26 protein-coding genes are annotated in these 23422 nt (G+C 71.0%); 17 read left to right on the top strand and 9 right to left on the bottom strand.

The annotated features are described in order from the left end of the window. From M2157_RS03985 to M2157_RS03970, 4 genes are all read left to right on the top strand, one after another. Entirely contained in the window at positions 1–435 is a 435-nt protein-coding gene (locus M2157_RS03985; RefSeq protein ID WP_280860393.1) for a roadblock/LC7 domain-containing protein, read from the top strand. Positions 436–443: 8 nt separating this feature from the next. Continuing rightward, the gene (locus M2157_RS03980) at positions 444–821 is read left to right on the top strand and encodes a DUF742 domain-containing protein (protein WP_266513216.1); all 378 of its coding nucleotides are present in this window, start codon (positions 444–446) and stop codon (positions 819–821) included. After that, positions 802–1404 (top strand): ATP/GTP-binding protein, encoded by a 603-nt coding sequence (locus M2157_RS03975; RefSeq protein WP_280860392.1) that lies wholly within the window; start codon positions 802–804, stop codon positions 1402–1404. The genes M2157_RS03980 and M2157_RS03975 overlap by 20 nt, the downstream gene beginning before the upstream one ends. A gap of 86 nt (positions 1405–1490) precedes the next feature. Continuing rightward, positions 1491–2282: an FCD domain-containing protein gene (locus tag M2157_RS03970; RefSeq protein ID WP_280864438.1), complete on the top strand. Its 792-nt coding sequence runs from the start codon at positions 1491–1493 to the stop codon at positions 2280–2282. Between the two features lie 3 nt (positions 2283–2285). On the opposite strand, the gene M2157_RS03965 is transcribed toward M2157_RS03970, so the two are convergent. From M2157_RS03965 to M2157_RS03955, 3 genes are read right to left on the bottom strand one after another with little or no spacing between them, the layout of a single operon-like run. Beyond that, positions 2286–3311, bottom strand: a complete 1026-nt coding sequence (locus tag M2157_RS03965; RefSeq protein ID WP_280864437.1) for a TIGR03617 family F420-dependent LLM class oxidoreductase — start codon at positions 3309–3311, stop codon at positions 2286–2288. Continuing rightward, positions 3308–4444 carry an acyl-CoA dehydrogenase family protein gene (locus tag M2157_RS03960; RefSeq protein ID WP_280864436.1) on the bottom strand — a complete coding sequence of 379 codons (1137 nt, stop codon included), beginning with the start codon at positions 4442–4444 and terminating at the stop codon, positions 3308–3310. Before M2157_RS03960 ends, M2157_RS03965 begins: the two co-directional genes overlap by 4 nt. Positions 4445–4447: 3 nt before the next feature. After that, entirely contained in the window at positions 4448–5233 is a 786-nt protein-coding gene (locus M2157_RS03955; RefSeq protein ID WP_280864435.1) for an enoyl-CoA hydratase/isomerase family protein, read from the bottom strand. Between the two features lie 100 nt (positions 5234–5333). Here M2157_RS03955 and M2157_RS03950 point away from each other — a divergent pair, with 100 nt between their 5' ends. The 3 genes from M2157_RS03950 (at position 5334) to M2157_RS03940 (ending at position 9352) form a co-directional block, all read left to right on the top strand. Then, on the top strand, positions 5334–6227 hold the full coding sequence (locus M2157_RS03950; RefSeq protein WP_280860386.1) for a crotonase/enoyl-CoA hydratase family protein: 894 nt from the start codon (positions 5334–5336) through the stop codon (positions 6225–6227). After that, the gene (locus M2157_RS03945) at positions 6224–7822 is read left to right on the top strand and encodes a GMC family oxidoreductase N-terminal domain-containing protein (RefSeq protein ID WP_280864434.1); all 1599 of its coding nucleotides are present in this window, start codon (positions 6224–6226) and stop codon (positions 7820–7822) included. Before M2157_RS03950 ends, M2157_RS03945 begins: the two co-directional genes overlap by 4 nt. A 114-nt stretch (positions 7823–7936) precedes the next feature. Beyond that, a complete protein-coding gene (locus M2157_RS03940) occupies positions 7937–9352 on the top strand; it encodes a family 1 glycosylhydrolase (protein WP_280864433.1) in 1416 nt (471 codons plus the stop codon). 51 nt (positions 9353–9403) lie between these two features. On the opposite strand, the gene M2157_RS03935 is transcribed toward M2157_RS03940, so the two are convergent. Together M2157_RS03935 and M2157_RS03930 are read right to left on the bottom strand one after the other, a co-directional pair. Continuing rightward, positions 9404–9904, bottom strand: coding sequence for a MaoC/PaaZ C-terminal domain-containing protein (locus M2157_RS03935; protein WP_280864432.1), 501 nt, complete (start codon positions 9902–9904; stop codon positions 9404–9406). Positions 9905–9931: 27 nt separating this feature from the next. Further along, on the bottom strand, positions 9932–10753 hold the full coding sequence (locus tag M2157_RS03930) for an enoyl-CoA hydratase/isomerase family protein (protein WP_280864431.1): 822 nt from the start codon (positions 10751–10753) through the stop codon (positions 9932–9934). 109 nt (positions 10754–10862) lie between these two features. Between M2157_RS03930 and M2157_RS03925 the strand changes: the two genes are divergently transcribed. Genes M2157_RS03925 through M2157_RS03910 form a run of 4 tightly spaced genes read left to right on the top strand, consistent with a single transcriptional unit; the run spans position 10863 to position 14449 of the window. After that, entirely contained in the window at positions 10863–11987 is a 1125-nt protein-coding gene (locus tag M2157_RS03925) for an acyl-CoA dehydrogenase family protein (RefSeq protein WP_280864430.1), read from the top strand. A gap of 19 nt (positions 11988–12006) precedes the next feature. Then, the gene (locus tag M2157_RS03920) at positions 12007–13185 is read left to right on the top strand and encodes an acyl-CoA dehydrogenase family protein (RefSeq protein ID WP_280864429.1); all 1179 of its coding nucleotides are present in this window, start codon (positions 12007–12009) and stop codon (positions 13183–13185) included. After that, positions 13182–13694: a nuclear transport factor 2 family protein gene (locus tag M2157_RS03915; RefSeq protein ID WP_280860379.1), complete on the top strand. Its 513-nt coding sequence runs from the start codon at positions 13182–13184 to the stop codon at positions 13692–13694. The genes M2157_RS03920 and M2157_RS03915 overlap by 4 nt, the downstream gene beginning before the upstream one ends. Then, a complete protein-coding gene (locus M2157_RS03910; protein WP_280860378.1) occupies positions 13694–14449 on the top strand; it encodes an SDR family oxidoreductase in 756 nt (251 codons plus the stop codon). The genes M2157_RS03915 and M2157_RS03910 overlap by 1 nt, the downstream gene beginning before the upstream one ends. A 7-nt stretch (positions 14450–14456) precedes the next feature. Here the strand turns inward: M2157_RS03910 and M2157_RS03905 are convergent, their stop codons facing one another. Next, positions 14457–15668, bottom strand: coding sequence for a CoA transferase (locus tag M2157_RS03905; protein ID WP_280864428.1), 1212 nt, complete (start codon positions 15666–15668; stop codon positions 14457–14459). 145 nt (positions 15669–15813) lie between these two features. Between M2157_RS03905 and M2157_RS03900 the strand changes: the two genes are divergently transcribed. Genes M2157_RS03900 through M2157_RS03875 form a run of 6 tightly spaced genes read left to right on the top strand, consistent with a single transcriptional unit; the run spans position 15814 to position 20790 of the window. Beyond that, entirely contained in the window at positions 15814–16305 is a 492-nt protein-coding gene (locus tag M2157_RS03900; RefSeq protein ID WP_266513262.1) for a PaaI family thioesterase, read from the top strand. 4 nt (positions 16306–16309) lie between these two features. Further along, positions 16310–17170 carry an enoyl-CoA hydratase-related protein gene (locus M2157_RS03895; protein WP_280864427.1) on the top strand — a complete coding sequence of 287 codons (861 nt, stop codon included), beginning with the start codon at positions 16310–16312 and terminating at the stop codon, positions 17168–17170. A gap of 31 nt (positions 17171–17201) precedes the next feature. Then, complete coding sequence (locus tag M2157_RS03890; protein WP_280864426.1) at positions 17202–17654, top strand: MaoC family dehydratase N-terminal domain-containing protein; 453 nt, start codon at positions 17202–17204, stop codon at positions 17652–17654. Further along, positions 17651–18073 carry a MaoC/PaaZ C-terminal domain-containing protein gene (locus M2157_RS03885; protein ID WP_280864425.1) on the top strand — a complete coding sequence of 141 codons (423 nt, stop codon included), beginning with the start codon at positions 17651–17653 and terminating at the stop codon, positions 18071–18073. Before M2157_RS03890 ends, M2157_RS03885 begins: the two co-directional genes overlap by 4 nt. Before the next feature lie 4 nt (positions 18074–18077). Further along, positions 18078–19550 carry a class I adenylate-forming enzyme family protein gene (locus tag M2157_RS03880; protein ID WP_280864424.1) on the top strand — a complete coding sequence of 491 codons (1473 nt, stop codon included), beginning with the start codon at positions 18078–18080 and terminating at the stop codon, positions 19548–19550. Further along, positions 19540–20790: a serine hydrolase domain-containing protein gene (locus tag M2157_RS03875; RefSeq protein ID WP_280864423.1), complete on the top strand. Its 1251-nt coding sequence runs from the start codon at positions 19540–19542 to the stop codon at positions 20788–20790. The genes M2157_RS03880 and M2157_RS03875 overlap by 11 nt, the downstream gene beginning before the upstream one ends. Before the next feature lie 292 nt (positions 20791–21082). Here the strand turns inward: M2157_RS03875 and M2157_RS03870 are convergent, their stop codons facing one another. From M2157_RS03870 to M2157_RS03860, 3 genes are all read right to left on the bottom strand, one after another. After that, positions 21083–21736: a class F sortase gene (locus M2157_RS03870; RefSeq protein WP_280864422.1), complete on the bottom strand. Its 654-nt coding sequence runs from the start codon at positions 21734–21736 to the stop codon at positions 21083–21085. Further along, positions 21729–22568: a DUF4397 domain-containing protein gene (locus M2157_RS03865; protein WP_280864421.1), complete on the bottom strand. Its 840-nt coding sequence runs from the start codon at positions 22566–22568 to the stop codon at positions 21729–21731. Before M2157_RS03865 ends, M2157_RS03870 begins: the two co-directional genes overlap by 8 nt. A gap of 107 nt (positions 22569–22675) precedes the next feature. After that, a complete protein-coding gene (locus M2157_RS03860) occupies positions 22676–23284 on the bottom strand; it encodes a sigma-70 family RNA polymerase sigma factor (RefSeq protein ID WP_280860366.1) in 609 nt (202 codons plus the stop codon). Positions 23285–23422: the final 138 nt, after the last annotated feature.

Raw genomic sequence — 23422 nt, 5'->3', positions numbered from 1 at the left:
ATGACAATGCGAACGACCGCCACCCATCCGGACCTCGACTGGTTGCTGGACGGGCTGGTCGAACAGGTTCCCGGCACGCACCACGCCATCGTGCTGTCCGACGACGGGCTGGTGGTCAGCCAGTCCCGCACCATCGTCCGCGGCGACGCCGAACGCCTCGCCGCCATCGCCACCGGCCAGCAGAGCCTGGCCCGCGGGGTCGGGCAGCTGTTCGGCGGCGGTTCGGTGCACCAGGTCATCGTCGAGCTGACCGACCTGTGGCTGTTCATCTCCGCCGCGGGCCGGGGCACGCATCTGGCAGTCGTGGCATCCCAGGAAGTGGACGCCGAACTGATGGCCGTGGCCATGCACACCCTCATGCAGCAAGTGGGCCAGCGCATGAGCACCGAGGCACGCTTCGGTGCGCCCGCCGACGAGGTCGGTGTACGTGAGTGAGCCACTGGATGGACGGCCTGGAAGCGGGAGACGCTGAAGAGCTGTCGGTCAGGCCTTACACGATCACCCAGGGCCGGACAGCACCCGCGCGTGACGACCTCACTCTGATCACCCTCGTGACAACCGTCGAACCGGCGCCCGGCCGGGCCGGTCTGCGAGGCCTGCAACCCGAGCACCGCTCGATCCTCCAGCAGTGCCGCACACCCGCCGCGGTGGCGGAGATCGCCGCGGAACTGAACCTGCCCGTGGCGGTGACGAAAATCCTGATCGACGACCTGGTCGCGCTGGGCAGGGCCACCACCCGTCCACCGATCGCTGTAGCAGTAGGAAGCGCAATGGATATGACACTTCTTCGGGCGGTGAGGGATGGCCTTCGCAGACTCTGACCCCGCGGGCCGGGCCTACGACGGCTCGGCCCCCGCGGCGGTCAAGATCCTTGTCGCCGGTGGCTTCGGCGTCGGCAAGACGACCCTGGTCGGGGCGGTGAGCGAGGTGGCGCCGCTGCGCACCGAGGAGTACCTGACCGTCGCGAGCGTGGGCGTCGACGACGTCGAGGGCGTCGAGCGGAAGTCCACCACCACGGTGGCCATGGACTTCGGTCGCATCATGGTCAACCCGCGCCTGGTGGTCTACCTCTTCGGGACACCTGGTCAGGAGCGCTTCTGGTTCATGTGGAACGACCTCGTGCACGGCGCGCTGGGCGCGGTGGTCGTCGCCGACACCCGACGGCTGGAGTCCAGCTTCGCGTCCATCGACTTCTTCGAGAGCCGCGGCATCCCGTTCGTGATCGGCGTCAACTGCTTCCACGGCCGCCAGGAACGCGACGAGCGGGAGATCCGCGAAGCGCTGGACCTGGACCCGGAAGTCCCCTTGGTGATCGGGGACATGCGGCAGCGGTCGGTCGGCCGCGATCTGCTGCTCGCGCTGGCCGAACATCTCATCGCCGCGAACTCGAACTCGGTAACCTAGTTCAATCAGTTATCTAGTAGAGTGAACCGTCTACCCGGTGCTCGGGCTGTGTCCCCGCACCTGTGGGTCGGACGGAGGTGGGCCCGGTGACGAGTACGACGGGGCGGCAGGGCGGTGGCGGTGGGGGCGTGAACGGTGTCAAGGTCCGCGTCCCCAAGATGGCCGAGCTGGTGGCGGCACAGCTGCGCCGCAAGATCGTGCGCGGAGAACTGACCGAGGGCGAGGCGCTGCCGGCCGAGTCGGCGCTGATGGCGGAGTTCGCCGTCTCCCGGCCGACGCTGCGTGAGGCGTTCCGGGTGCTGGAGTCGGAGTCGCTGATCAGCGTGCGCCGGGGCGCCCGGGGCGGGGCACGGGTGCAGACCCCGGAAGGCACGGTCGCGGCCCGGTACGCCGGCGTGGTCCTCGAATACCGGGGCACGACCCTCAAGGACGTCTACGACGCCCGTACGGTCATCGAGGCACCGTGCGCCGGACTGCTGGCCGAGGGACGCACGGACGAGGACCTGGAGCGGCTGCGAGCCGCCGTCGCCGAGGCGGAGACCCTGATGGACGACCCGTCGGCCTTCATCCGCGCCCACATGCAGTTCCACGCGCTGGTCGTCGAACTGGCGGGCAACGAGACGCTCAGCGTCCTCAACGGCATGGTCCGGCACATCATCGACCAGGCGAACTGGTCCCACGTCGACCTCGACGCGGGCAGCCCCGAGAACGTACGCGCCAACCGCCGGGGCTTCCGCGCCCACGGCGCCCTCGTCGAGCTCGTCGCCGCGCGCCAGACCGAGGCCGCCGAGGAACTGTGGCGCCTCCACCTCCAGGAGGCCGAGGACTACCTGCTGCAGAACAGGTCCATGACCACCGTCCTGGACCTGCTCGGCTGACCGTCACTCGGGTGTGCGCAGCTCCTGCACGATGGGCTCCCACACCTCGGCGTCGATCTCGTACGCCGTGTAGAACGACACCCGGTCCACCAGTGCCCCGTACCGGCGCCGGATCTCACCCGCCACCCGCTCCGGTTCCGCCACGACCGCGAACGTGTGCAGCACCTCGTCGTCGACGAGGCGGCTCATCGCCTCCCACTTGTCCTCGCGCCGGGACGTCGACAATGTGTGCAGTTCGTCGCCGAGTTCGCCCCAGCCGTGCAGCTCCAGCACCCCGCGGTAGGCGGGTGTGCTGCCGTAGAAGGCGATCTGGGCGCGGGTGCCGTCGATCGCACGGGTCATCTCCTCCTCCGTCCGGCCGGTCGCGGTCAGCAGCAGATGGGAGACGGCGAAGTCGGCCCGCGTACGTCCGGACGCGGCGAGCCCCGTCTCCACGGTCGGCAGGGTCACCTCCCGCAGGTACCGCTCGGTGGTGAAGCCGTGCGCGAGGAGCCCGTCGGCGACCTCGCCCGCCACCTTGGTCATGGCCTGGCCGACCGCGGCCACGAACACCTTGGGCGCGCCGCCGGGAGCGGGCGGGGGAGAGAAGAAAGGCGACATCAGGGTGTGCGAGTAGAAGTCGCCGCGGAAGTCGAGCTTCTCGCCCTCGTTCCAGGCCGACCAGATCGCGTGCAGCGCGCTCACGTACTCCCGCATGCGGGCCGCGGGCCGGCTCCACGGCATGTCGAAACGCCGCTCGATGTGCGGCTTGATCTGGCTGCCGAGACCGAGCGAGAACCGTCCGCCCGCGTAGGTCTGCAGGTCGTGCGCGGTGTACGCGAGCTGCATGGGGGAGCGGGCGAAGGCCACCGCGATGGCCGTCCCCACCTCGAGGCGGTCGGTGTGCTCGGCCGCCAGCACCAGCGGCAGGAAGGGGTCGTGCTTGGACTCCGACGCCCACAGGCCGTCGTAGCCGGCCTTCTCGTGGTGCCTGGCCTCCTCCACGACCTCCGTGGTGCTCCACACGTTGAGCTTGCCGTCGACCTTCATGCCGCTCCCTTGTCCGTTTCCATGCCGATTCTCCGTGCGAGCAGCTCCCGGTGGTACGCCGGATCCCCGAACAGCAGCTGTGACGTCTTGGCCCGCTTCAGATAGAGGTGGGCCGGGTGCTCCCAGGTGAAGCCGATGCCGCCGTGCACCTGGATGTTCTCCTCGGTCGCCTGTACACACGCGTCGGAGCAGAACGCCTTGGCCAGGCTGGCCACGGCGGGCAGCTCCGGGTCCTCGTTCTCCGACGCGAGCAGGGCGTAGTGGGCGGCGGCGCGCGCCGACTCCACCTCGAGGAGGACGTCGGCGAGCAGATGCTTGACGGCCTGGAAGGAGCCGATGGGCCGCCCGAACTGGTGGCGCACCTTGGCGTACTCCACCGCCATGTCGAGTGCGCGGGAGGCCACCCCTACCTGCTCGGCGGCCAGCGCCACCGCGGCCCGGTCGAGCACCTCCGACACCAGGTCCCATCCGTCGCCGTGTGCACGCAGCCGGGTCGCCGGTACGTCCTGGTAGTCGAGGCGGGCCTGGCGGCGGGTCGGGTCCATCGTGGGCAGCGGTGCACGGGTCAGGCCGGTCGCGTCGCCGTCCACGCAGAAGACCCCGATGCCGTCGCCGGTGCGGGCCACGGTGAGGACGACATCGGCGGTGGCACCGTCCAGGACGAACATCTTGTGCCCGTTCAGCAGCCAACTCCCGTTGCTTTCCCGGGCGGTGAGCCGGACCCCCGCCGCGTCCCAGCGGGCGGCGTCCTCGGTCAGGGCGAGTGTCCCGACCAGTTCACCGGAGGCCAGGCCCGGCAACAGGCGTTTGCGGGCGTCCTCGTCGGCGCAGCGCAGCAGCGTGGTCGTCGCCAGTACGGCCGAGGACAGGAACGGCGCACACAGCAGCGCACGGCCCATCTCCTCCATCACCACGCCCACTTCGACCGGCCCGCACCCGGCACCGCCGTACTCCTCCGGTACGGCCAGCCCTTGCAGCCCGAGCTCCGAACCCATCCGGCGCCACAGCGCCCGGTCGAAGCCCTCGGGCGTCTCCATCAGGCGCCGTGTCTCGGTCTCGGGCGAGGTGTGGGTCAGGAACGCCCGTACGGTGCGCCCCAGTTCCTCTTGCTCGTCGCTGAACGCGAAGTCCATCCCTCAGCCCTCTCCGGCGGTCCGGCGACGGGCGCGGGACGCGATGATCTTCTCGACGACGGCGATGTGGTCCGGCGAGTGCATGGTCTCCTGTTCGGCGAGCAGTGCGGGTTCGAGCACGGTGGCGAGCGCCTGCTCCAGGTGCAGGTTCACCGCGCGCTTGGTCTCGCGCAGCGCCTGCGCGGGCAGGGCGGCCAGCCGTCCGGCGAGGTCCATCGCCTCGTCCAGGAGCTTGTCCTTGGGCACGGCACGGTTGGCGATGCCCAGCCGGACCGCGTCCTCGGCGCCGACCCGGTCGCCGAGGAACAGCAGTCCCTTCGCGCGGGCCAGGCCGACGAGCAGCGGGAGGACGAGTGCGCCGCCGTCGCCGGCGACGAGTCCGACCTGTACGTGGGGGTCCGCGACATAGGCGTCGTCGGCGATCAGTACCAGGTCGCTCAGCAGGGCCAGGCTGCATCCCAGGCCCACCGCGGGCCCGTTGACCGCCGCGATCACCGGCAGCGGGCAGCGCACCATGCCGGTGATGATCCGCCGCGCCTCGTCGACGTTCCGCTCCCGGAAGGCGCGGTCGCGCTGGACCCGGGTCATGATGTCGAAGTTGCCACCGGCGCTGAACGCCCGGCCGCGTCCGGTGAGGACGACCACCCGGGCCTGAGGGTCGTCGGCGAGCGAGTCCCACAGCGACGCGAGACCCGCGTGCAGCTCCTCGCTCATCGCGTTGAGCTGGTCCGGCCGGTTCAGCTCGATCAGCCGGATCGGCCCGACGGCCGTCACCAAGAGGTCCGTCATCTCCACCGCCATCAGTCATCATCGAACGAGTCAGTAGAGTTGAATGCTATAACTAATTAAGCTTTCTGGAAACGGCTCACTGGAGTGACGGAGGACGCGTATGCCGGAGCAGGAGTACGACACCGTGCGGGCCGAGGTGGCGGACCGGATCCTCACCGTCACGCTGAACCGGCCCGAGAAACTCAACGCCTTCAACCCCCGGATGATGGCCGACCTGCTCGACGTCCTGGACGCGGCCGACGCCGACGACGACGTGCGCGTGGTCGTGGTGACCGGCGCCGGACGGGGCTTCTGCGCGGGCGCCGACGTCAGCTCCGGCGGCTCCTCCTTCGACCACCGCAAGGCGGGCGCCTGGCACCGGGACACCGGCGGCCGGGTCGCGCTGCGGCTCTTCTCCAGCACCAAGCCGGTGATCGCGGCGATCAACGGCCCGGCGGCGGGCGTCGGAGCCAGCATGACCCTGCCCATGGACATCCGGCTGGCGTCGACCTCGGCGAAGTTCGGCTTCGTCTTCGCCCGCCGCGGCATCGTGCCGGAATCGGCGGCGAGCTGGTTCCTGCCCCGGGCCGTCGGCATGCAGCGGGCCATGGAATGGGTGGCCACGGGCCGCGTCTTCGGCCCGGACGAGGCACTCGCTGCCGGGCTGGTCCGTTCCGTGCACCCACCGGAGGAGCTGCTGCCTGCGGCGTACGCACTCGCCCGGGAGATCGCCGAGAACACCTCCGCGATCTCGGTCGCCCTCTCCCGCCAGATGATGTGGCGGATGCTGGGCGAGCCGCACCCGATGGCCGCCCACCGGCTCGACTCCCGGATCATGAGCCAGATCGGTGGCGGCCCGGACCCCGTGGAGGGCGTCCAGTCGTTCCTCGCCAAACGGCCGCCCGAGTTCCCGGGCCGGGTCAGCAAGGACATGCCACCCCTCTACCCCTGGTGGCAGGAGGAGGAGTTCCGCCCCCTTGAGGAGCCGGGCCCGGCGCCGGAGGGTCAGCGATGACGTACGACTACATCGTGGTCGGCGCGGGCTCCGCGGGCTGCGTGCTCGCGAACCGGCTCTCCGAGGACCCGAAGACGTCCGTGCTCCTGATCGAGGCCGGCGGCCGGGACGCCACACCCCTGATCAGGATGCCCAAGGGATTCGGCAAGTTGCTGGGTGATCCCCGGTTCGCCTGGCACTACCCGGTCGAGCCGGTGGGCCCCGGCCGCCGCGTCGAGCACTGGGTCCGGGGCCGGACGCTCGGCGGATCCAGCTCGGTCAACGGCATGGTCTACAACCGCGGTGACCGCGCCGACTACGACGAGCTGGAGCGCCTCGGCAACCCCGGCTGGGGCTGGGACACCATGCTGCCGGTCTTCCAGCGGATCGAGGACAACGCGCTCGGCGCCTCCCGGGCCCGGGGCGCGGGCGGCCCGCTCCACATCTCCACCGCACCGCAGACGGAGCCGCTCTGCGAGGAGGCGATCGCCGCCGGCACCGGACTCGGCTGGCGCCGCACCGACGACCTCAACGCGAGCGACGACGAACGCATCGGCTACGCCATGGCCACCATCAAGAAGGGACAGCGGTTCAGCGCCGCCCGCGCCTTCCTGCACCCCGTCGCGGACCGCCCGAACCTGACCGTGGCGGTGGACACCGTCGTGACGCGCGTTCTCGCCGAGCACGGCAGAGCCGTCGGCGTGCACGCCCGCGGCAACGGCCGGGAGACCGACTTCCGGGCTCGGCGCGAGGTGATCCTCTCCGCCGGCAGCATCGCCACGCCCAAGATCCTCCAGCTGTCCGGCATCGGCCCGGCCGAGACGCTGAAATCGGCGGGCGTCGACGTCCTGGTCGACAGCCCGCACATGGGCGGCCGGATGCGCGAGCACCGTTGTTTCGTCGTCCAGTACCGGCTGAAGGACGACCTCGGCTACAACAAGGCCCTGAGCACACCGCTGCGGCAGGCCCTGTCGGGGGCGAGATACCTGGCCACCCGCCGTGGACCGCTGGCCGCGCCCGCCTTCGACGTCATCGCCTTCTTCAAGACCCGCCCCGAACTCGCCCGGCCGGACGCGCAGTTGCTCATCGCGCCGGTGTCCCTGCTGCCCGACGTCCCCGGCAAGGAGACCGGCGTGGAACGCGAGCCCGGGGTGATGGGCCTCGGCTACATCCTGCGCCCCACCGCCGAGGGCGGCCTGCACATCACGTCGGCCGACCCCGACGCCCCTCTCACGATCACGCCGAACTACTACGGCTCCGACCACGACCGCACGGTCGGGGCCGCCCTCTTCCGGCGCATGCGGGACCTCTTCGAGACCGAGCCGATCGCCGGCCGGATCACGGCCGAGACGCTGCCGGGCCCCGGGGTCCGCGACGACCAGGACATCATCGACGCCGGTCTCGACCAGGGGCGCTGCGGCTACCACGCCATCGGCACCTGCGCCATGGGCCCGGCCGACGACGACGTCGTCGACGGCCGGCTGCGGGTACGCGGCATCGAGGGCCTGCGGGTCGTCGACTGCTCGGTCATGCCGACCATGGTGTCCGGAAATCTGAACGCACCGATCATGGCCATGGCCTGGAGGGCGGCGGACCTCATCCTGGACACGGTCTGATCCCGTATCGGGAGATCTGGCCGAAACATTGTCGTAGTTTGTTTGACCTGTTAGCGTCCGGTCGGCGGACATTCAGTTGAATGCGCTAAACCATTCACCGCCTGGACGGTAACCATGAGCGATGGTTTCCTGCACGAATCCCTTCGCTGTGTCGACTGGGGGGTCGCCACAGCGGACACCATCGCGGCGCCACTGCCGCCCCCGCCGGAACGCGGCGGACACTTCCGGCAGTGGACCGAAGACCTCCGGCAGCTGACCGGCGTCGTCGCGGACACCCACCGCATGGTCGCCGGATGGCCGCAGCTCCAGCCCGACGGCCCCGGCAGCTGGGCCCAGGACGCCCTGGACCGCTGTGACCGGGCGCTCGACGCACTGCTCGCGCAGGGCACCCGACCCGCTCTCACCCTGCTCGACCGCGCACTGCCGCCGTGGCTGGACGCGGCCGGCGGCTGGCTTGCCCGCGACACCGCCGAGCACTTCGCCGTCTACGTCGCCGAGCTGGGCCGCCGTTTCGGCGACCGGGTGGAACGCTGGATCACCTCCACCGACCTCGCCGGCCCCACGCTCGCCGACCACGTGGCCGGAATGTACCCCCCGAACCGGGGTGCGGGGCGGGCCGGACTGCCCGCGGTCCACCACATCCTGCTCGGCAACGGGCTCGCCACCCAGGCCCTGCGGGCTGCCGGCGCACGAGGCCGGATCGGCACCACGGTCACCCTCGTGGGCGGCTACCCGGCCACCGAGGACCCCTACGACCGTCTCGCCCTGGAACGCCTGGAGAGCTGGACCAACCGTCTCTTCCTCGACCCCTTGCTGCTCGGTGAGCACATGGTGACCGAGGACGGCGACTCGCCGGTCGAGGACACCGGCTGCGTGCGCCCCGGAGACCTGGAGACCATCACCACCGAGCAGGACCTGCTGGGCCTGTCCTGGCACACCCCGTTCCGTGTCACCGCGCCGGAAAACCTGCCCCGCGTGCTGCCGACGAGGACGTGCCAGAGCGCCCTCAACGAGGTGAACCGCCTGCTCGTGGGCCTGGGCTTCGCGATCGTCCCGTTCGACGACGTCGAGACCACCGCCTACGGCTGGCCGATCATCCCCGAAGGACTCGCCGACGCCGTCGCCGGGCTGTACGAGCTGTACGGCGATGTGCTGCCGCCGCTGTCCGTCATCGACAACGGCATGGGCGACCTGGACCTGGTCGACGACACGGGACACAGCGACGACGACCGGCGCCGCGCCCTCCTCCGCGCCCGGCTCACCTGGCTGGCCGGACTCACCGCGGCCGGTGTGGAGGTGTGCGGCTACGAGTACTGGTCGGTCCTGGACAACCTGGAGGCCAAGTTCCGCTACACCCGCCTGTACGCGATGGCGGTCCCGGACCACGAGGCCCCGCCGCGTCCCTCGATGCCCTCCGACTGGCTGCACCGGGGCGCCTTCGCCGAGCCCGCTGTGCCCGAGGCGGGGCGCGCCGCCGGTCTGAGTCTGGTGCCGGCCGCGCCCCGGACTCGGGGCGGCAAAACCTCGTAGTCCCTGCTCCGGGCTCAGGATGCGGGAGCCCTCGTCATCCCGGCCCCGGCCTCAGGATGCCGGAGCCTCGTAGTCCCTGCCGCGGATCAGTCGCACCGGCGTGTAGACGAGGACGTCCTCGTCCCGCTGGTTGCGTACCGTGATCCGGCTGGTCACCACGCCCCGGCCGGGCTTGCTGGAGGGCCGGCAGTTCGTGGTCTCCACGACGGCGTACACGGTGTCGCCGACGTACACCGGACCTTGCACGGTGAGATCCATGTGCAGGAAGGCGAGGCCGGTGCCGTGCAGCACGTTCGTCTGCAGGACGAGCCCTTCGGCGATGCAGTACGTCAGTCCTCCCGGGACCAGTCGCCCCGTGTAGCCGCCGTCCGCTGCGTGCGAGGCGTCCCAGAAGAGGGGCTCGGTGAAGCCGCCCCAAGTGACGAAGTTGACCAGATCGGTCTCCGTGATGGTGCGGCGGGCGGTCCGGAAGACCTGCCCGACCGGCATCTCCTCATAGGTCAGTCCCTTGACCAGAAGGGGGACGTCGGTGCTGGTCGGCTGCGGTGCCATGATCGATCGGTTCCTCTCGTACGGTGGTCACAGGTCGAGCGGGTGCTTGCCGCTGACGCCCTCGAAGTCCGCGGGCCGCTTCTCGCGGTGCGCGGCGAGTCCCTCGACCACCTCGTGCCCGCCGAACCCGAAGAACTCCAGCCCGAGCGAGGCCTCGAAGATCGGCTGGGCCGTGCGGTACCAGTGGTTGAGGGACCGCTTGGTCCAGCTGATCGCGCTGGCCGGCCCGGCCGCCAGCGCGGTCGCCACCCGCAGGGCCTCGGTGTGCACGTCCGCGTCGTCCACGCACTTCGACACCAGCCCGATCCGCTCGGCCTCCTCGCCGGTGAGGGTCTCGCACGTGAGGAGGTAGTACTTTGCCTTCGCCATGCCGCACAGCAGCGGCCAGCAGATGGCGGCGTGGTCACCGGCCGCGACGCCGAGCCGCGTGTGCCCGTCGACGATCTTCGCCGTGCGGGCGACGACGGAGATGTCCGCCAGCATGCCGATGACCAGCCCCGCCCCGACCGCCGGTCCGTGGATCGCGGAGACCACCGGCTTGGAGCAGTTGAGGACGCCGTAGACCATGTCCCGCGCCTCCCGCATCACCCGGGCGCGCACGGCGTAGTCCTCGGTCATGGCGTCGATGGAGTCGAAGGTCCCGCCTGCCGAGAACGCCCTGCCCGCCCCCTGGACGAGCACCGCTCGGGTCTCCTCGTCGCGGTCCACGACGGACCAGATGTCGGCGAGTTCGCCGTGCATGCGCGGATCCACGGCGTTGAGGTTCGGGGCGTCGAGCACGATCCGGAGCACGCCGGGCGCGGGCCGCTCGAAGGTCAGGCTCGTGAACGGGGCGTAGGGATCGGTCACGTCGCGCTCCTGGTGTATTCAGTGTGGATACTATAATTATCTAACTGTATCGAACGGTGGGCGGCAAGCGGGCCGCACGTGACGTTGCACGGAGGACGGGAAGCTCGGCATGGATCTCACCTTCACCGAGGAACAGGACGAACTGCGCAAGGTCGTCCGCTCGTTCCTCGCCAAGCACTCCGACGAGGCGAACGTACGCCGCCTGGCCGCCGACCCCCAGGGTCACGACCCCGTCGTCTGGGGGCGGATGGCCGGCGAACTCGGCCTTCAGGGGCTCGCCGTCCCGGAGGAGTACGGCGGCTCCGGCTTCGGCCACGTCGATCTCGGCATCGTCTTCGAGGAGACGGGCCGCGCGCTGCTCGGCGGCCCGTACTTCGCCACCGTCGCCCTGGCCGCCGAGGCACTGCTGCGCTGCGCCGACGAGCAGGCGCGACACGGCCTCCTGCCGGGCATCGCGTCCGGCGAGACGGTGGCCACGCTGGCGCTCACCGAGGACAGTGGCCGCTGGGACGAGCAGGGCGTCCGGCTCACCGCCGCCCACGACGAAACCGGCGGCTGGCGCCTGACCGGCGTGAAGACCTACGTCCCGGACGGACACCTCGCCGACCTGCTCCTGGTCGCCGCTCGCACGCCCGGTGGCGTCAGCCTCCTGGCTGTCGAGACCTCAGACGCCCCTGGCCTCACCCGCACCCCCCTCCCCGCCCTCGACCAGACCCGCAAGCAAGCCCGGCTCGAGTTCACGGACACCCCCGCCCGCCTCCTGGGCCCGGAGGGCGCGGCATGGCCAGCCCTGGAGCGCACCCTCGCCACCGCCGCCGTACTCCTGTCCGCCGAACAGGTCGGGGGAGCCGCGGCCGCCCTGGACGCCGCCGTGGCGTACGCCAAGATCCGCGAGCAGTACGGCCGGCCCATCGGCTCGTTCCAGGGAATCAAGCACAAGTGCGCCGACATGCTCATGGAGATCGAGTCCGCCCGCTCGGCCGCGTACGGCGGGCTGTGGGCGCTGGACGCGGGCGACGAGACGGAGATCGCGATGGCGGCCGCCCTCGCGCAGGCCGTCTGCTCGGAGGCCTTCACCAAGGTCGCCGCCGACAACATCCAGGTCCACGGCGGAATCGGCTTCACCTGGGAGCACCCCGCACACCTGTACTTCAAGCGGGCCAAGAGCTCCGAGGTACTGCTCGGCACACCGTCGTACCACCGGGAACTGCTCGCCACCCGGCTCGGTATCTGAACCTCAGGGAGAAGCAGACATGGAGCTGGACTTCGGGCCCGCCGTACGCGACTTCCGCGACGAGGTGCGGGACTGGCTGGCGGACCACCTGGTGGGGGAGTTCGCCGAGCACCGGGGCGTGGGCGGCCCCACCGACGGCGCGGCCTGGGAGGTCCGCCTCGCCTGGGACCGCGAACTGTCCGCAGGCGGCTGGCTGGGCGTCGGCTGGCCCGAGGAGTACGGCGGACGGGGGCTCGGGCTGCTGGAGGAGATCGTCTTCGAGTACGAGTACGCCCGGGTGAACGCCCCGTACCGGGCTACCGTCAACGCCCTCGACCTGCTCGGTCCGATGCTCCTCGCGATGGGCAGCGAGGCGCAGAAGAAGCGCTTCCTGCCGCAGATCCTCGCCGTCGAGGAACTGTGGGGCCAGGGCTTCAGCGAACCCGGAGCCGGCTCCGACCTGGCGTCCGTGCGCACCCGGGCGGAACGCGACGGCGACGAGTGGGTGGTCAGCGGACAGAAGGTGTGGACGTCATTCGGCATCCACGCCGACTGGCTCTACGTCCTGACCCGCACCGACCCCCAGTCCGCGCGGCACAAGGGCCTGAGCCTGCTGCTGGTGCCCACCGACCAGCCCGGCGTCGAGATCCGCCCCATCCGCAACCTCGCCGGCCAGGACGAGTTCGCCGAGGTGTTCCTCTCCGACGCCCGTACCGGCGCCGACATGGTCGTCGGCGAGGTCGGCCAGGGCTGGCGCACCGCGATGGCCACGCTCGGCATCGAGCGCGGCACCACGCTCCTGCCCCAGCAGCTCACCTTCGAGCGCGAGGCCGAGGCACTGATCGACCTGGCCCGCGAGCGGGGCGCGCTCGACGATCCGATGCTGCGCCGCCGCATCGTCGACGCCTGGATCTCCGTACGCATCATGCGCACCACCAACCTGCGGACCATCGCCGAACTGACCGCCGGCCGCACTCCGGGCGCGCAGGCCACCACCGCGAAGCTGTACGCGTCGACGCGGCACCAGCAACTCGGCCAGCTGGCCACGGAGCTGGCGGGACCCGCCGGGCAGATCGTCGGCGAGGACTACGGCCTGGACACCCGGCAGCGCTCCTTCCTGCTGTCCCTCGCGGAGACGATCTACGGCGGGTCGAGCGAGATCCAGCGCAACATCATCGGGGAGCAGGTCCTCGGCCTGCCGAAGGAGCCGCGCCCGTGACGTCGATCGAGGACCGTGTCGACCGCATCGAGTCGCAGCTCGCCATCCAGCAGCTGCCCATCCGCTATGCCCTCGCCGTGGACGGCCGCGACCTGGACGCCTGGGTCGGCTGCTTCCGCCCCGACGTGGACATGGGGCGCCACGGCCGCGGGCGGGCTGTCCTACGGCAGCACATCGAGCCCCAAGTGCGCGGCTTTTACCGGTCGGTCCACCAGATCTGCGGCCACCGCGTCGAGTTCACCGGCCGCGACACCGCGACCGGCGCGGTGTACTGCCGGGCCGAGCACGAGGTGGAGGACCGGTGGATCGTGATGGCGATCTGCTACTGGGACGACTACGCCCGCGTGGACGGCGAGTGGTACTTCTCCCGGCGCCGTGAGCGGCACTGGTACGCGGCCGACGTGACCGAACGCCCCCAAGCGGTGGGCTTCAGCGGCTGGGAGGGCGCCGGAGAGCCGGCGCTGCCCGACGCCTTCCCCTCCTGGGCGACTTTCTGGAAGGAGACGTGATGGCACGGTTGTCAGGGAAGACGGCGCTGGTCACCGGTGGAGGACAGGGCGTGGGTCGCGGCATAGCGCTCGCGCTGGCTGCCGAGGGGGCCGCCGTGGTGATCACCGGTCGCACCGAGAGCAAACTGAAGGACACGGCCGGGGAGATCGTCGAGCGCGGGGCGCGGGCGTACACCGTCGTCGGGGACGTGGGGGAGCGGGACGACGTCGACCGCATGGTGGCCGAGACGGTACGGGAGTTCGGCGGCCTCGACGTGCTCGTCAACAACGCGCAGTCCTCGGTGCAGCGCAGACTGGCGGAGACGTCGTACGACGACGTGGAACTCACCTACCGCAGCGGACCGTTGGCCACCTTCCACGCGATGCGGGCCGCCCTGCCCCATCTCAAGGAGAGCCGTGGCAGCGTGGTGAACCTCGGTTCCTCGGCCGCCGTTCAGGGTGAGGCGACCTTCGCGGCGTACGCGATGGCCAAGGAGGCGATCCGCGGCCTGAGCCGGGTCGCCGCGCGGGAGTGGGGTGCGTACGGGATCCGCGTGAACGTCATCTGTCCGGCCGCGCTCAGCCCGGCAGCGGAGGACTACCTCGCCGCGCACCCGCAGAAGGCGGACGAGCTCGCGCGGCAGATCCCGCTCGGCCGGCTCGGGGACCCGGAGGCCGACATCGGCCGGGCGGTGGCCGCGCTCGTCAGTGACGACATGGCCTACCTGACGGGCGCGACGCTGATGCTGGAGGGCGGCCGGACCCTGATCGGGTAGACGGCCGCTACACGACGCCCCTGGACCGCAGCCCTGCAAGCTGGTCCTCCGTCAACCCCGCAAGACCGGTGAGTACTTCGGCGGTGTGCTCGCCCAGCGCCGGCGGCGGGGCGTACTCCTCGACCGGCGTGGCCGTGAACCGGATCGGGTTGGCGAGCATCGGCAGGTGCCCGGAGGTGGGGTCCTCGACCTCGACCAGCATCCCCCGGTGCTGGATCTGCGGGTCGGCGAAGACGTCGGGCATCTCGTTGTACGGGCCCGCCGGAACGTCGTGTTCGTCGAGTACGGCCAGCCACTCGTCCCGGGTGCGGGTGCGCATGATCGCCTCCAGCACCGGCAGGATCTCCTGGCGGTGGGCGATCCGGGCGGAGGTGGTGGCGAACCGTTCGTCCTGGAGGAGGTCGGTGCGGTCGGCCGCGGCGCAGAACGCGGCGAACTGCTTGTCGTTGCCCGCGACCAGGAAGATCGGCTTGTCCTTGCAGGGGAAGGCCTGTGAGGGGATCCCGCCGTACCCGCCGTTGCCGCGCCGCTGCGGAACCTCGCCGGAGACCAGGTAGTTCATCGCGAAGTGGGACAGCGAGGCCAGGCCGCAGTCCAGCAGGGACAGGTCGATGAACTGGCCCTCGCCGGTGGCGTCCCGGTGGCGCAGGGCCGCGAGGACGGCCGTGGAGGCGTAGAGCCCCGTGAGGATGTCGATCATGCTGACGCCGACCTTCATCGGCTCCTCGGGGTGCCCGGAGACGCTCATCATCCCGGACATGGCCTGGAAGATGCCGTCGTAGCCGGGGCGGTCGGCGTACGGGCCGGTCTGGCCGAAGCCGGTGACCGAGAGGTAGACGAGGCGGGGGTTGAGTGCGCGCAGGCTCTCGTGGTCGAGGCCGTACTTCGCCAGCGTGCCCGTCCGGAAGTTCTCGACCAGCACGTCCGACCGGGCGGCGAGTGCGCGGATCAGCTCCTGACCCTCGGTGGAGGCGTGGTTGACGGTGACCGACCGCTTGTTGCGGTTGCAGGAGAGGTAGAAGGCGGCGGTGTCGGTCCGGTCGCCCTCGGGCCCGGGCGCGAAGGGCGGGCCGTACGTCCGGGAGTCGTCCCCCGATCCGGGCCGCTCGACCTTGATCACCTCGGCGCCCAGGTCGGCCAGCATCTGGGTGGCCAGCGGCGCGGCGAGGATGCGGGACAGATCGAGCACGCGGATCCCGGCCAGCGCGGTCGACGGCATCTGGGTCTCCCTCTGTTCACGGACGGCTAATCAGTTATATAAATAATACATCTAGCGCCCGGCTGTGGCCCGCGCGATTGCCTCATCTATTGAATTCATGTAACTATATGGATCGGCCGCCAGGCCGGGACCGGAGGGCGGGCTGATGACCGTCGCGGCGAGGACCCTCACCGATCAGGAACAGCGCGAACGCCGGGCCTGGTTCCGGGCCCGCTGGGAGCGCGGGGTCGCCTTCAACCGGCGCTGCCGCATCCGGGTGACGCGCTGGGAACCGGACGGGGTCGAGATCGTGCTCCCCTACGCCGAGTCCCTCTCCGCCCACGAAGACGTCTTCCACGGCGGAGTCATCTCCGCGCTCATCGACACCGCCGGCGCCGGAGCCGTGATCGCCGGTCACGACTTCACCAAGGGCAGCCGGCTCAGCACCGTGTCGATGTCGGTGCAGTACCTCGCACCCGCCCGCGGCCGTGAGGCGGTCGCATACGCGCGCTGTGTGCGGCGGGGTGGCCGGGTGCACTTCGCCGACGTCGACGTGAGGGCCGACGGACGCATCTGCGCCCGCGGACAGGTGGTGGTGACCATCTCCGGGGAGCGGCCCGGCGTAGGCGACCCGATCGAACCGCTGGACGAGGAGTGACGTGATGCCCGAGGAAACCGTGGTGGCCCCAGAGGACCTGGACCTGGTCCTCTACGAGGTGGACGAGGACGGCGTCGCCACCGTCACCCTCAACCGGCCCGAGCGCAAGAACGCGTGGAGCCTGCCGATGGAGCGCCGCTTCTTCGCGCTCCTCGACCAGGCCGCACAGGACCCCGCCGTCAGAGTGGTGATCATCACCGGGGCGGGCAGGGCCTTCTGCCCCGGGATGGACATGCAGCGTCTGGAGCAGAACTCGCAGCCGGGCGAGTCCCTCAACCTCCAGGCCCGCGTCCCCATGTACAGCAGGCGGAACATGCCCAAGCCGATGATCGCCGCCGTCAACGGCGCCTGCGCGGGCATCGGCCTGGTCCAGGCACTCATCTGCGACGTCCGCTTCGCCGCCCGCGGGGCCCGCTTCACCACCGCCTTCACCCGCCGCGGCCTGGCCGGCGAGTACAACCTGCCCTACGTGCTGCCGCGCGTCATCGGTCTGGAGAACGCGCTCGACCTCCTGCTGTCCGGCCGTGTCTTCGACGCCGACGAGGCGAAGAGCCTCGGCCTGGTCAGCCGCGTCGTCGAACCCGAGGACCTGCTCGACGCGGCCCGCGCCTACGCCCGGGACATCGCCCGCAACTGCTCGCCGCGTGCCATGGCCGTCCTGCGTCACCAGGTGTACGGCGACCTCGACCGCACCTTCACCGACGCCCTCGCCCGCTCCTACTCCGCCATGGAGTTCTTCGCGGGCTCACCCGACTTCCGGGAGGGCGTGTCGAGCTTCGTGGAGAAACGGGAGCCGAAGTTCGAGGGACTCCCGCCGGACTTCGACCCGGACGAGGCCACGCGCGACGCGTTTCTGCCGTACTGATCTGCCGAACTGATTCGAGGAGCACACGCAGATGACAGGGCTACCGTTCCCCGTCGAGGCCGGGCACATCCTGATGTTCGCCCGCGCCATCGGCGACGAGAACCCGGCGTACCAGGGCGAGTCCGCGCTCGCACCGCCCACCTTCACCATGGCGAGCGCCCACTACGACCCCGACTCCCACCTGCGTCCCAAGCCGGACGAGGAGTGGTTCGGGTCGGGGCGTGACGCCGGTGTCATGGCCGAGGGCGGTGGCGGGCTCCACGCCGAGCAGCACTTCGAGTACCACCGCCCGGTGCGCGCAGGCGAGACCCTTTACGCACACAACAGCACCGGACGCAGTTGGGAGAAGCAGGGCCGCACCGGCCGGCTGCTCTTCAGCGAGCGCGTCACCGAGTACCGGGACGCCGACGGCGAACCGGTCGTCAGCGCCGTGACCGTGGCCGTCGTCCCCGAGGGCCCGGCAACCCCGAAGGACGCCCGATGAGCCTGAGCCCGGACGACATCAAGGTCGGTGAGACCCGCGAGAGCGTCCTCGTCGACGACCTCAAGCGCACCCGGATCGTGCAGTACGCGGGCGCCTCCGGCGACTTCAACCCGCTGCACACCGACGAGCGGTTCGCGGTCGAGGCCGCGGGCTATCCCGGCGTGTTCGCCCACGGCATGCTGACGATGGGCATGACCGGGCGGGTCCTGACGGACTGGGTCGGCACCGAGGCACTACTGCGGTACGGCGTGCGCTTCAAGGCCCAGGTCTGGCCCGGCGACACCCTGACGGCCACGGTCACCGTCGAATCTATCGAGGACACACCTACCGGCCCGGTCGCCCACTTCACCCTGCGCACGGTCAACCAGGACGGCGCCGAGGTGGTCACCGGCACCGCGGCGGCCCGCCTGGAGCCCTGAGCCGATGGCCGCCGCGCAGGAAGGCGTGCAGGCGGCCACCTGGACCGCCATGGTGAGCCGCGCCTACGACCATGCCCGCCCCGCCGTCCGGTTCGGCGACCTGACCTGGACCGGACGCGAACTCCTCGACCGCGCGGCAGGTGCGGCCGACTGGCTGGACACCCTCGGCCTGGAGCCCGGCGAACCGGTGCCCGCGCTGGTCGCGACCTCCGCCGACGCCCTCGCGCTGGTGATCGGCGGCGCCGGATCCGGCCACCCGCTCGCACCGCTGGGCGTGCGGATGACGGCGTACGAGATCGCTGCCGTGGTCAAGGGAACGCGGACCCAAGTCCTGCTGGCGCAGCCCGAGTTCGCCGACCTCGGCAGACAGGTCGCCGAGCTGTCCGGCCGGCGGATCGCCGTCGTGCCCGAACTGCTCCCCGGTAAACGGGAGTTGACTGCCGGACCCGACGACCTCGCCGCCGTCCTGCACACCTCCGGAACGACGGGCCTGCCCAAGCCCGTCCCCATGAGCCAACGGCGCCTGGCCGCCCGAGCCCGCGTGAACGGACGGCTGTGCGGGCTCGACCCCGAAAGCTTCTACGGCGGCAGCGCACCCTTCCACCACATCGCGGGCCTGGGCAACATCGCCGTCGCGCTCGCCGCGGGCGCGCTGATCACCGGCCTGCCCCGTTTCACCGTCGAGGGCTGGGCCCTGCTGCGGGACCTCGGCACCACACACACCAGCATGGTCCCCGCGATGCTGGAGACCCTGCTGGCGGCCGGACAGGCCCGCCACGAGACGCTGCGGACCCTCCAGTACGGCGGCGCGCCCGTCCGCCCCGGCACCCTGCGCCGGACGTACGAGGCGATGCCCGGCGTCCGCATGCTCAACATGTTCGGCCAGACCGAGGGCTCGCCGATCAGCGTGCTCACCCCGGAGGACCACCGCGAGGCAGTGGCCGGACGGACCGAGCTGCTGCGGTCGGTGGGGCGGCCCGCCCCCGGTGTCGAGGTCAAAGTCCACGACCCCGGCCCGGACGGCATCGGAGAGATCCACGCCCGCGCCGACCACCTCTTCAAGATCGACACCGAAGGCTGGCTGCACAGCGGCGATCTGGGCCGCGTGGCCCAGGACGGGTATCTCTACCTGCTCGGCCGACGCACCGACATGATCATCCGGGGTGGTGAGAACGTCCACCCGATGGAGGTGGAGACGGTCCTGTCCGCGCACCCCGGGGTGGCGGACGTCGCGGTCACCGGCGTCCTGGACGAGCGGCTCGGCCAGACCGTCGTCGCCTTCGTAGTCCCCGCCGATCCCGACGCCCCACCGCAGCCCGCGGCACTCAGAAGCCACACCCGCGCCCGGCTGTCCGGGTTCAAGGTCCCCGTCCGCTGGTGGTTCGTGGACGACCTGCCGCGCAACGCGAACGGCAAGGTCGTACGCCGAAGCCTTCGGGAGCCGACCCCGCTCGAAGGAGAGACACATGACGCTTGACCACGCGGTCGTCGCCCCGGAGACCGTCGGCGTCGACCCGCACCGGCTGGACGTGCTCCTGCGCCGGATCCGTCTGGAGGTCGAGCACGGACCGCTGCCGTCCGCGCAGGTCGCCGTGGCGAGAGGCGGAAGGCTGGTCGCCTTCGAGACCTGGGGGGACGCCGAACCGTCCACGCGATACGTCCTGCAGTCCGTCGGGCGGTCGATCGTCGCGGGCGCGGTCTGGAAGCTGATCGGCGAGGGACTGCTGGATGTGGGCGAGCAAGTCGCCGCGATCATCCCTGAGTTCGCGCCCAACGGGAAGGAGGAGGTGACGGTCGAGCAGGTGCTCACCCACACCGCCGGCTTCCCCTTCGCACCGCTCGGGTACCCGAAGATGCTCGACCGCGAGCAGCGCCTCGCCGCCTTCGGCCGCTGGCGGCTCGACTACGTGCCGGGCAGCCGCTTCCAGTTCCACCTCACCTCGGCGGCCTGGCTGATCGCCGAGATCGTGGAGCGGCGTACGGGGCTGGCGTTCGCCGACTACCTGCGCGACCGGATCGCCGTACCGCTCGGCCTGTCCTCGCTCGAACTCGGCGTCCCGGTGGACCGCCAGGCAGGCACCGTCGCCCCGATGACCGCCACCGACCGCACGAGCGACGAGCAGGAGCCCGACCCCTGGGGCCCCTGGTACCTGGCCGACCCGCGGGTGCTGGCGGCCGGGGAGCCCAGCCACGCCCTGGTTGCCACGGCCGCCGACGTCGCCCTGTACTTCCAGGCGCTGGAACACTCGGGCCTGTGGAAGCCGGAGGCCGTGGCGGAGGGCACCCGGATCCGGCTGACGGACCACCCGCACGGGGAGCAGATCTACGGGGGCGGCTCAAGCCCGCCGTACCAGCATGGGCCTGTTCGTCACCGTGGCCGGCCCGGACGCGGGCAGCAACCTGCCGTCCACCGGCTCACCCGTCCTCTTCGGCAGCGCCGGAGCCGCCTACCAACTCGGCTTCATGGACCCGGAAACCGGCCTGTCCTTCACCTGCCTGAGCAACGGCTACCCGCTTGCGGGCTACGACCACTCCCGGCGCGGCACGGCACTGCTCACCAACATCGCGAACCTGGCGGCGGACCTCACGGACTAGTGCTGTCAGGGGGCTTGACGGCCCCGGCTCCACCAGCGGACGAAGGCGATGCCTGCGAGAAGGCCGAGAGCGTAACGGAGCGTCCGGCCGTGGGGGTTCGTGGAGCGGCGGGTGCGATGTGACTCGGCCGAGGCCATGGAAAGGCCGTGAGTCTTCTCCGTTGCGGACAACTCCTGTGTGATGTGCTGCCACACCCGCTCTGGAGGGGCGGCCGGGAGGTCTGACTCCTCCACGCCACGGGCGGAGACGACGACCCGTGTGATCAGGCTCAGTTCCTCCCGGCAGCGGTCGCATGCGGCGATGTGCCGCAGGGCGCCGGCGTCGTCGCTCGAGATGTCGTTTCCCAGCGCCAGTTCCATCAGGTGTGCGGGCTCGACATGTGGCACCGTCACCCTCCTGTTCCTGTGCTGCGCCTCAGGCCGCGAGTGGTTCGGCGGTGACGATCAGGTTGGCCTGGTAACCGCCCTTCTCGGGGACGAACGGAGGCGCACACGTGACGAGGGTGAGGACCGGGGGGCCGCTCCGGCGGAACGTGGCGGACGGGAGGTCGCCCTTCGGTACCGTCGAACGCGCGGTGACGCGGTAGAGAGCCGGCTCGGCGTGGGCGCGTCGCACCTCGACCGTGTCTCCGGGCTCCACGTCGTAGAGCGCCGCGAACTCGCCGAGGGCTCCCGTGTTGCTGTCCACGTGTCCGACCAGTACGGACGACCCGTGCGAGCTTCCGGGAGCCGCTCCGAAGCGATACCAGCCCGCGACGGCCGGATCGGCCGGGATGGACATGGCGCCCGCTTCCGTCACGCCCACTGGCCGGACACGGGCGTCCAGGCCCACGTCGCGCACCAGAACGCGCTGGGGAAGGTGCCGGAGTTGAGCCTGGGGCGGGGGACTCGTCCGTGCCTCGGTGGCGGGGGAGAGCGTGCCGGTTGCGGCGGCCCGTGCCGTAGCGGGAGTGCCGAAATCGTCTGGGGGAGAGGCATGTTCCGACGGGGCGGCCCCCAGAGTGAGGACCGCCGCCAGGGCGGCGGTCGCCACTGTGAGGCCGGTGAGCCGTCGTGTCGTGTCACCCACGCCGGCCTGCGGCCCGGCGGGTCACCAGGACGGCCGCCAGGGTGACCACCCCGGTCGCGGCGGCCCAACCCAGCCACTGGTCCGAGGAGTTCGCACTCACGGCGGCGCCACTGCCGCCCGCGTGGACGGCGTTCGGCGCGGATTCCATGCCGCTGAGCGTCTGGGTCGCCAGCTCGAGATTCTTGTCGGTCGCGCTGCCCCAGGCGTAGACGATGCTGCTGGTGCCCTCCTTGAGGTTCAGGTCGGCCGGACCGATCGCCACGGTGTCCGTGCCGGCGAGCACGACATCGGCCGAAACGGTGCCGGCGTCGACGACCGCGGTGTCCTGCTTCGGGTTCTCCAGTCCCTTGAAGACCGGCTGTCCGCCCGCTCGGACGTCCACGGCCGGGGCGGCGGCGACATGCCGCACGGTCAGCCGGGCGTTGCCCGCGTCGACCTGAGCGACGTCGTTGACGAACGCCGTCAGCTGGGGCTTGCCGTCGGCGGAGAGGTGGGCCGCGATCGTGGCGTTCGCTCCGGCCGGCACCTTGATCTCCTTCTCGATGGCCGGTGTGCCGTCGGGGCTCTTCCCGGCTTCGAAGACCTGGATGTCGTAGGTGCCGGCATCGAGGGACTGCGGGTCGGTCACGGTGCCGGGCTCGAAGTCGCTGAGCAGTTCGCTGCCGTTGGCGTAGACGTCGACGGTCAGTCCGGGGACGCCGTGGAAGACGGACACCATGGCCGGGTCGGCACTTCCGGCGGCGGGGGCCGCCATGACGGGGGCGGAGACGCCGAGAGCCAGGGCGCATGCGCCGGCCGAGGCGGCGAGGACGAGGGGGGTCCGGGAGGTCATGAGGATCAACACCTTCGGTGAGAGGTTCCGCCGGATGCGGAGTCTCGTGGCTGTTTCGTGCGCGGCCGCCGCCCTGGATGCGCGCGGCGGCGGGTTCCGGTCCGTACCTACGCGGTGTTCTCGGCGGCGCGGCCTCGTTCGATCCCCTCACGCAGCCGAAGCAGGCCACGTCGGGTGTGGCTCTTCACGGTGCCCAGGGGGATGCCGGTGTGCTCGGCGATCTGGGCCTGGGTCAGGTCCTCGTAGAACGCCATGCACAGCACCTCGCGCTGATGGCGCGGGAGCCGGGACAGGGCGTCGACCAGGAGCACCCGGTCCAGGACGTCGTCCGGGGCGCCCGCCTCGTGGCGGTGCACGTCGGCGTCGGACACCATCGAGTCGATCAGCGTGAGACGCCTCGTCCTGGCCGCCAGTGCGTCGATGATCTTCCGGCGCGTGATGCCGACCAGCCAGGCGCCGAGCGGGCCCCGCTCCGGACGGTAGCCGTCCCGTCCGCGCCAGGCGCCGAGGAACACCTGCTGGGTCACGTCCTCGGCCTCATGGGCGTCGCCGAGCGAGCGGGTGGCCATGGTGTGGACGAGTGAGCCCCAACGCCGGTAGACGGCCGCGAACGCGGTCTCGTCCGCGGCGCACAGGCCGCGGGCCAGTTCTTCCTCGCACGGCGTCTCCTCCGCGGCCGGGGTGCGGACACCGGCGGATCGCGTGTTCGTGGTCATGGGCTTGTTCCTCCTGCCGTGCGTCCCGTGCGGGGGCCGGAAGGCCGCCTGCCGAACCGGTCCGGCCGGCAGACGCCGTAGCGACCGAGCGCCTGCGTGCCAGTCTCGTGAGCTGAAACGACGCAGACAACATGCGTC

The organism is Streptomyces sp. SAI-127 (assembly GCF_029894425.1).
Taxonomy (GTDB): domain Bacteria; phylum Actinomycetota; class Actinomycetes; order Streptomycetales; family Streptomycetaceae; genus Streptomyces.
The sequence above is the reverse complement of the archived record's forward strand: the minus strand, read 5'-3'. Positions and strand labels throughout refer to the sequence as shown.

Excerpts from the sequence above, each read along its gene's own strand:
- M2157_RS03985 (WP_280860393.1), top strand. The coding sequence starts at position 1 with ATGACAATGCGAACGACCGCCACCCATCCGGACCTCGACTGGTTGCTG.
- M2157_RS03980 (WP_266513216.1), top strand. The coding sequence starts at position 444 with ATGGACGGCCTGGAAGCGGGAGACGCTGAAGAGCTGTCGGTCAGGCCT.
- M2157_RS03975 (WP_280860392.1), top strand. The coding sequence starts at position 802 with ATGGCCTTCGCAGACTCTGACCCCGCGGGCCGGGCCTACGACGGCTCG.
- M2157_RS03965 (WP_280864437.1), bottom strand. The coding sequence starts at position 3,311 with ATGAAGGTCGACGGCAAGCTCAACGTGTGGAGCACCACGGAGGTCGTG.
- M2157_RS03960 (WP_280864436.1), bottom strand. The coding sequence starts at position 4,444 with ATGGACTTCGCGTTCAGCGACGAGCAAGAGGAACTGGGGCGCACCGTA.
- M2157_RS03955 (WP_280864435.1), bottom strand. The coding sequence starts at position 5,233 with ATGACGGACCTCTTGGTGACGGCCGTCGGGCCGATCCGGCTGATCGAG.
- M2157_RS03950 (WP_280860386.1), top strand. The coding sequence starts at position 5,334 with ATGCCGGAGCAGGAGTACGACACCGTGCGGGCCGAGGTGGCGGACCGG.
- M2157_RS03945 (WP_280864434.1), top strand. The coding sequence starts at position 6,224 with ATGACGTACGACTACATCGTGGTCGGCGCGGGCTCCGCGGGCTGCGTG.
- M2157_RS03940 (WP_280864433.1), top strand. The coding sequence starts at position 7,937 with ATGAGCGATGGTTTCCTGCACGAATCCCTTCGCTGTGTCGACTGGGGG.
- M2157_RS03935 (WP_280864432.1), bottom strand. The coding sequence starts at position 9,904 with ATGGCACCGCAGCCGACCAGCACCGACGTCCCCCTTCTGGTCAAGGGA.
- M2157_RS03925 (WP_280864430.1), top strand. The coding sequence starts at position 10,863 with ATGGATCTCACCTTCACCGAGGAACAGGACGAACTGCGCAAGGTCGTC.
- M2157_RS03920 (WP_280864429.1), top strand. The coding sequence starts at position 12,007 with ATGGAGCTGGACTTCGGGCCCGCCGTACGCGACTTCCGCGACGAGGTG.
- M2157_RS03910 (WP_280860378.1), top strand. The coding sequence starts at position 13,694 with ATGGCACGGTTGTCAGGGAAGACGGCGCTGGTCACCGGTGGAGGACAG.
- M2157_RS03905 (WP_280864428.1), bottom strand. The coding sequence starts at position 15,668 with ATGCCGTCGACCGCGCTGGCCGGGATCCGCGTGCTCGATCTGTCCCGC.
- M2157_RS03900 (WP_266513262.1), top strand. The coding sequence starts at position 15,814 with ATGACCGTCGCGGCGAGGACCCTCACCGATCAGGAACAGCGCGAACGC.
- M2157_RS03895 (WP_280864427.1), top strand. The coding sequence starts at position 16,310 with ATGCCCGAGGAAACCGTGGTGGCCCCAGAGGACCTGGACCTGGTCCTC.
- M2157_RS03890 (WP_280864426.1), top strand. The coding sequence starts at position 17,202 with ATGACAGGGCTACCGTTCCCCGTCGAGGCCGGGCACATCCTGATGTTC.
- M2157_RS03885 (WP_280864425.1), top strand. The coding sequence starts at position 17,651 with ATGAGCCTGAGCCCGGACGACATCAAGGTCGGTGAGACCCGCGAGAGC.
- M2157_RS03880 (WP_280864424.1), top strand. The coding sequence starts at position 18,078 with ATGGCCGCCGCGCAGGAAGGCGTGCAGGCGGCCACCTGGACCGCCATG.
- M2157_RS03875 (WP_280864423.1), top strand. The coding sequence starts at position 19,540 with ATGACGCTTGACCACGCGGTCGTCGCCCCGGAGACCGTCGGCGTCGAC.
- M2157_RS03865 (WP_280864421.1), bottom strand. The coding sequence starts at position 22,568 with ATGACCTCCCGGACCCCCCTCGTCCTCGCCGCCTCGGCCGGCGCATGC.
- M2157_RS03860 (WP_280860366.1), bottom strand. The coding sequence starts at position 23,284 with ATGACCACGAACACGCGATCCGCCGGTGTCCGCACCCCGGCCGCGGAG.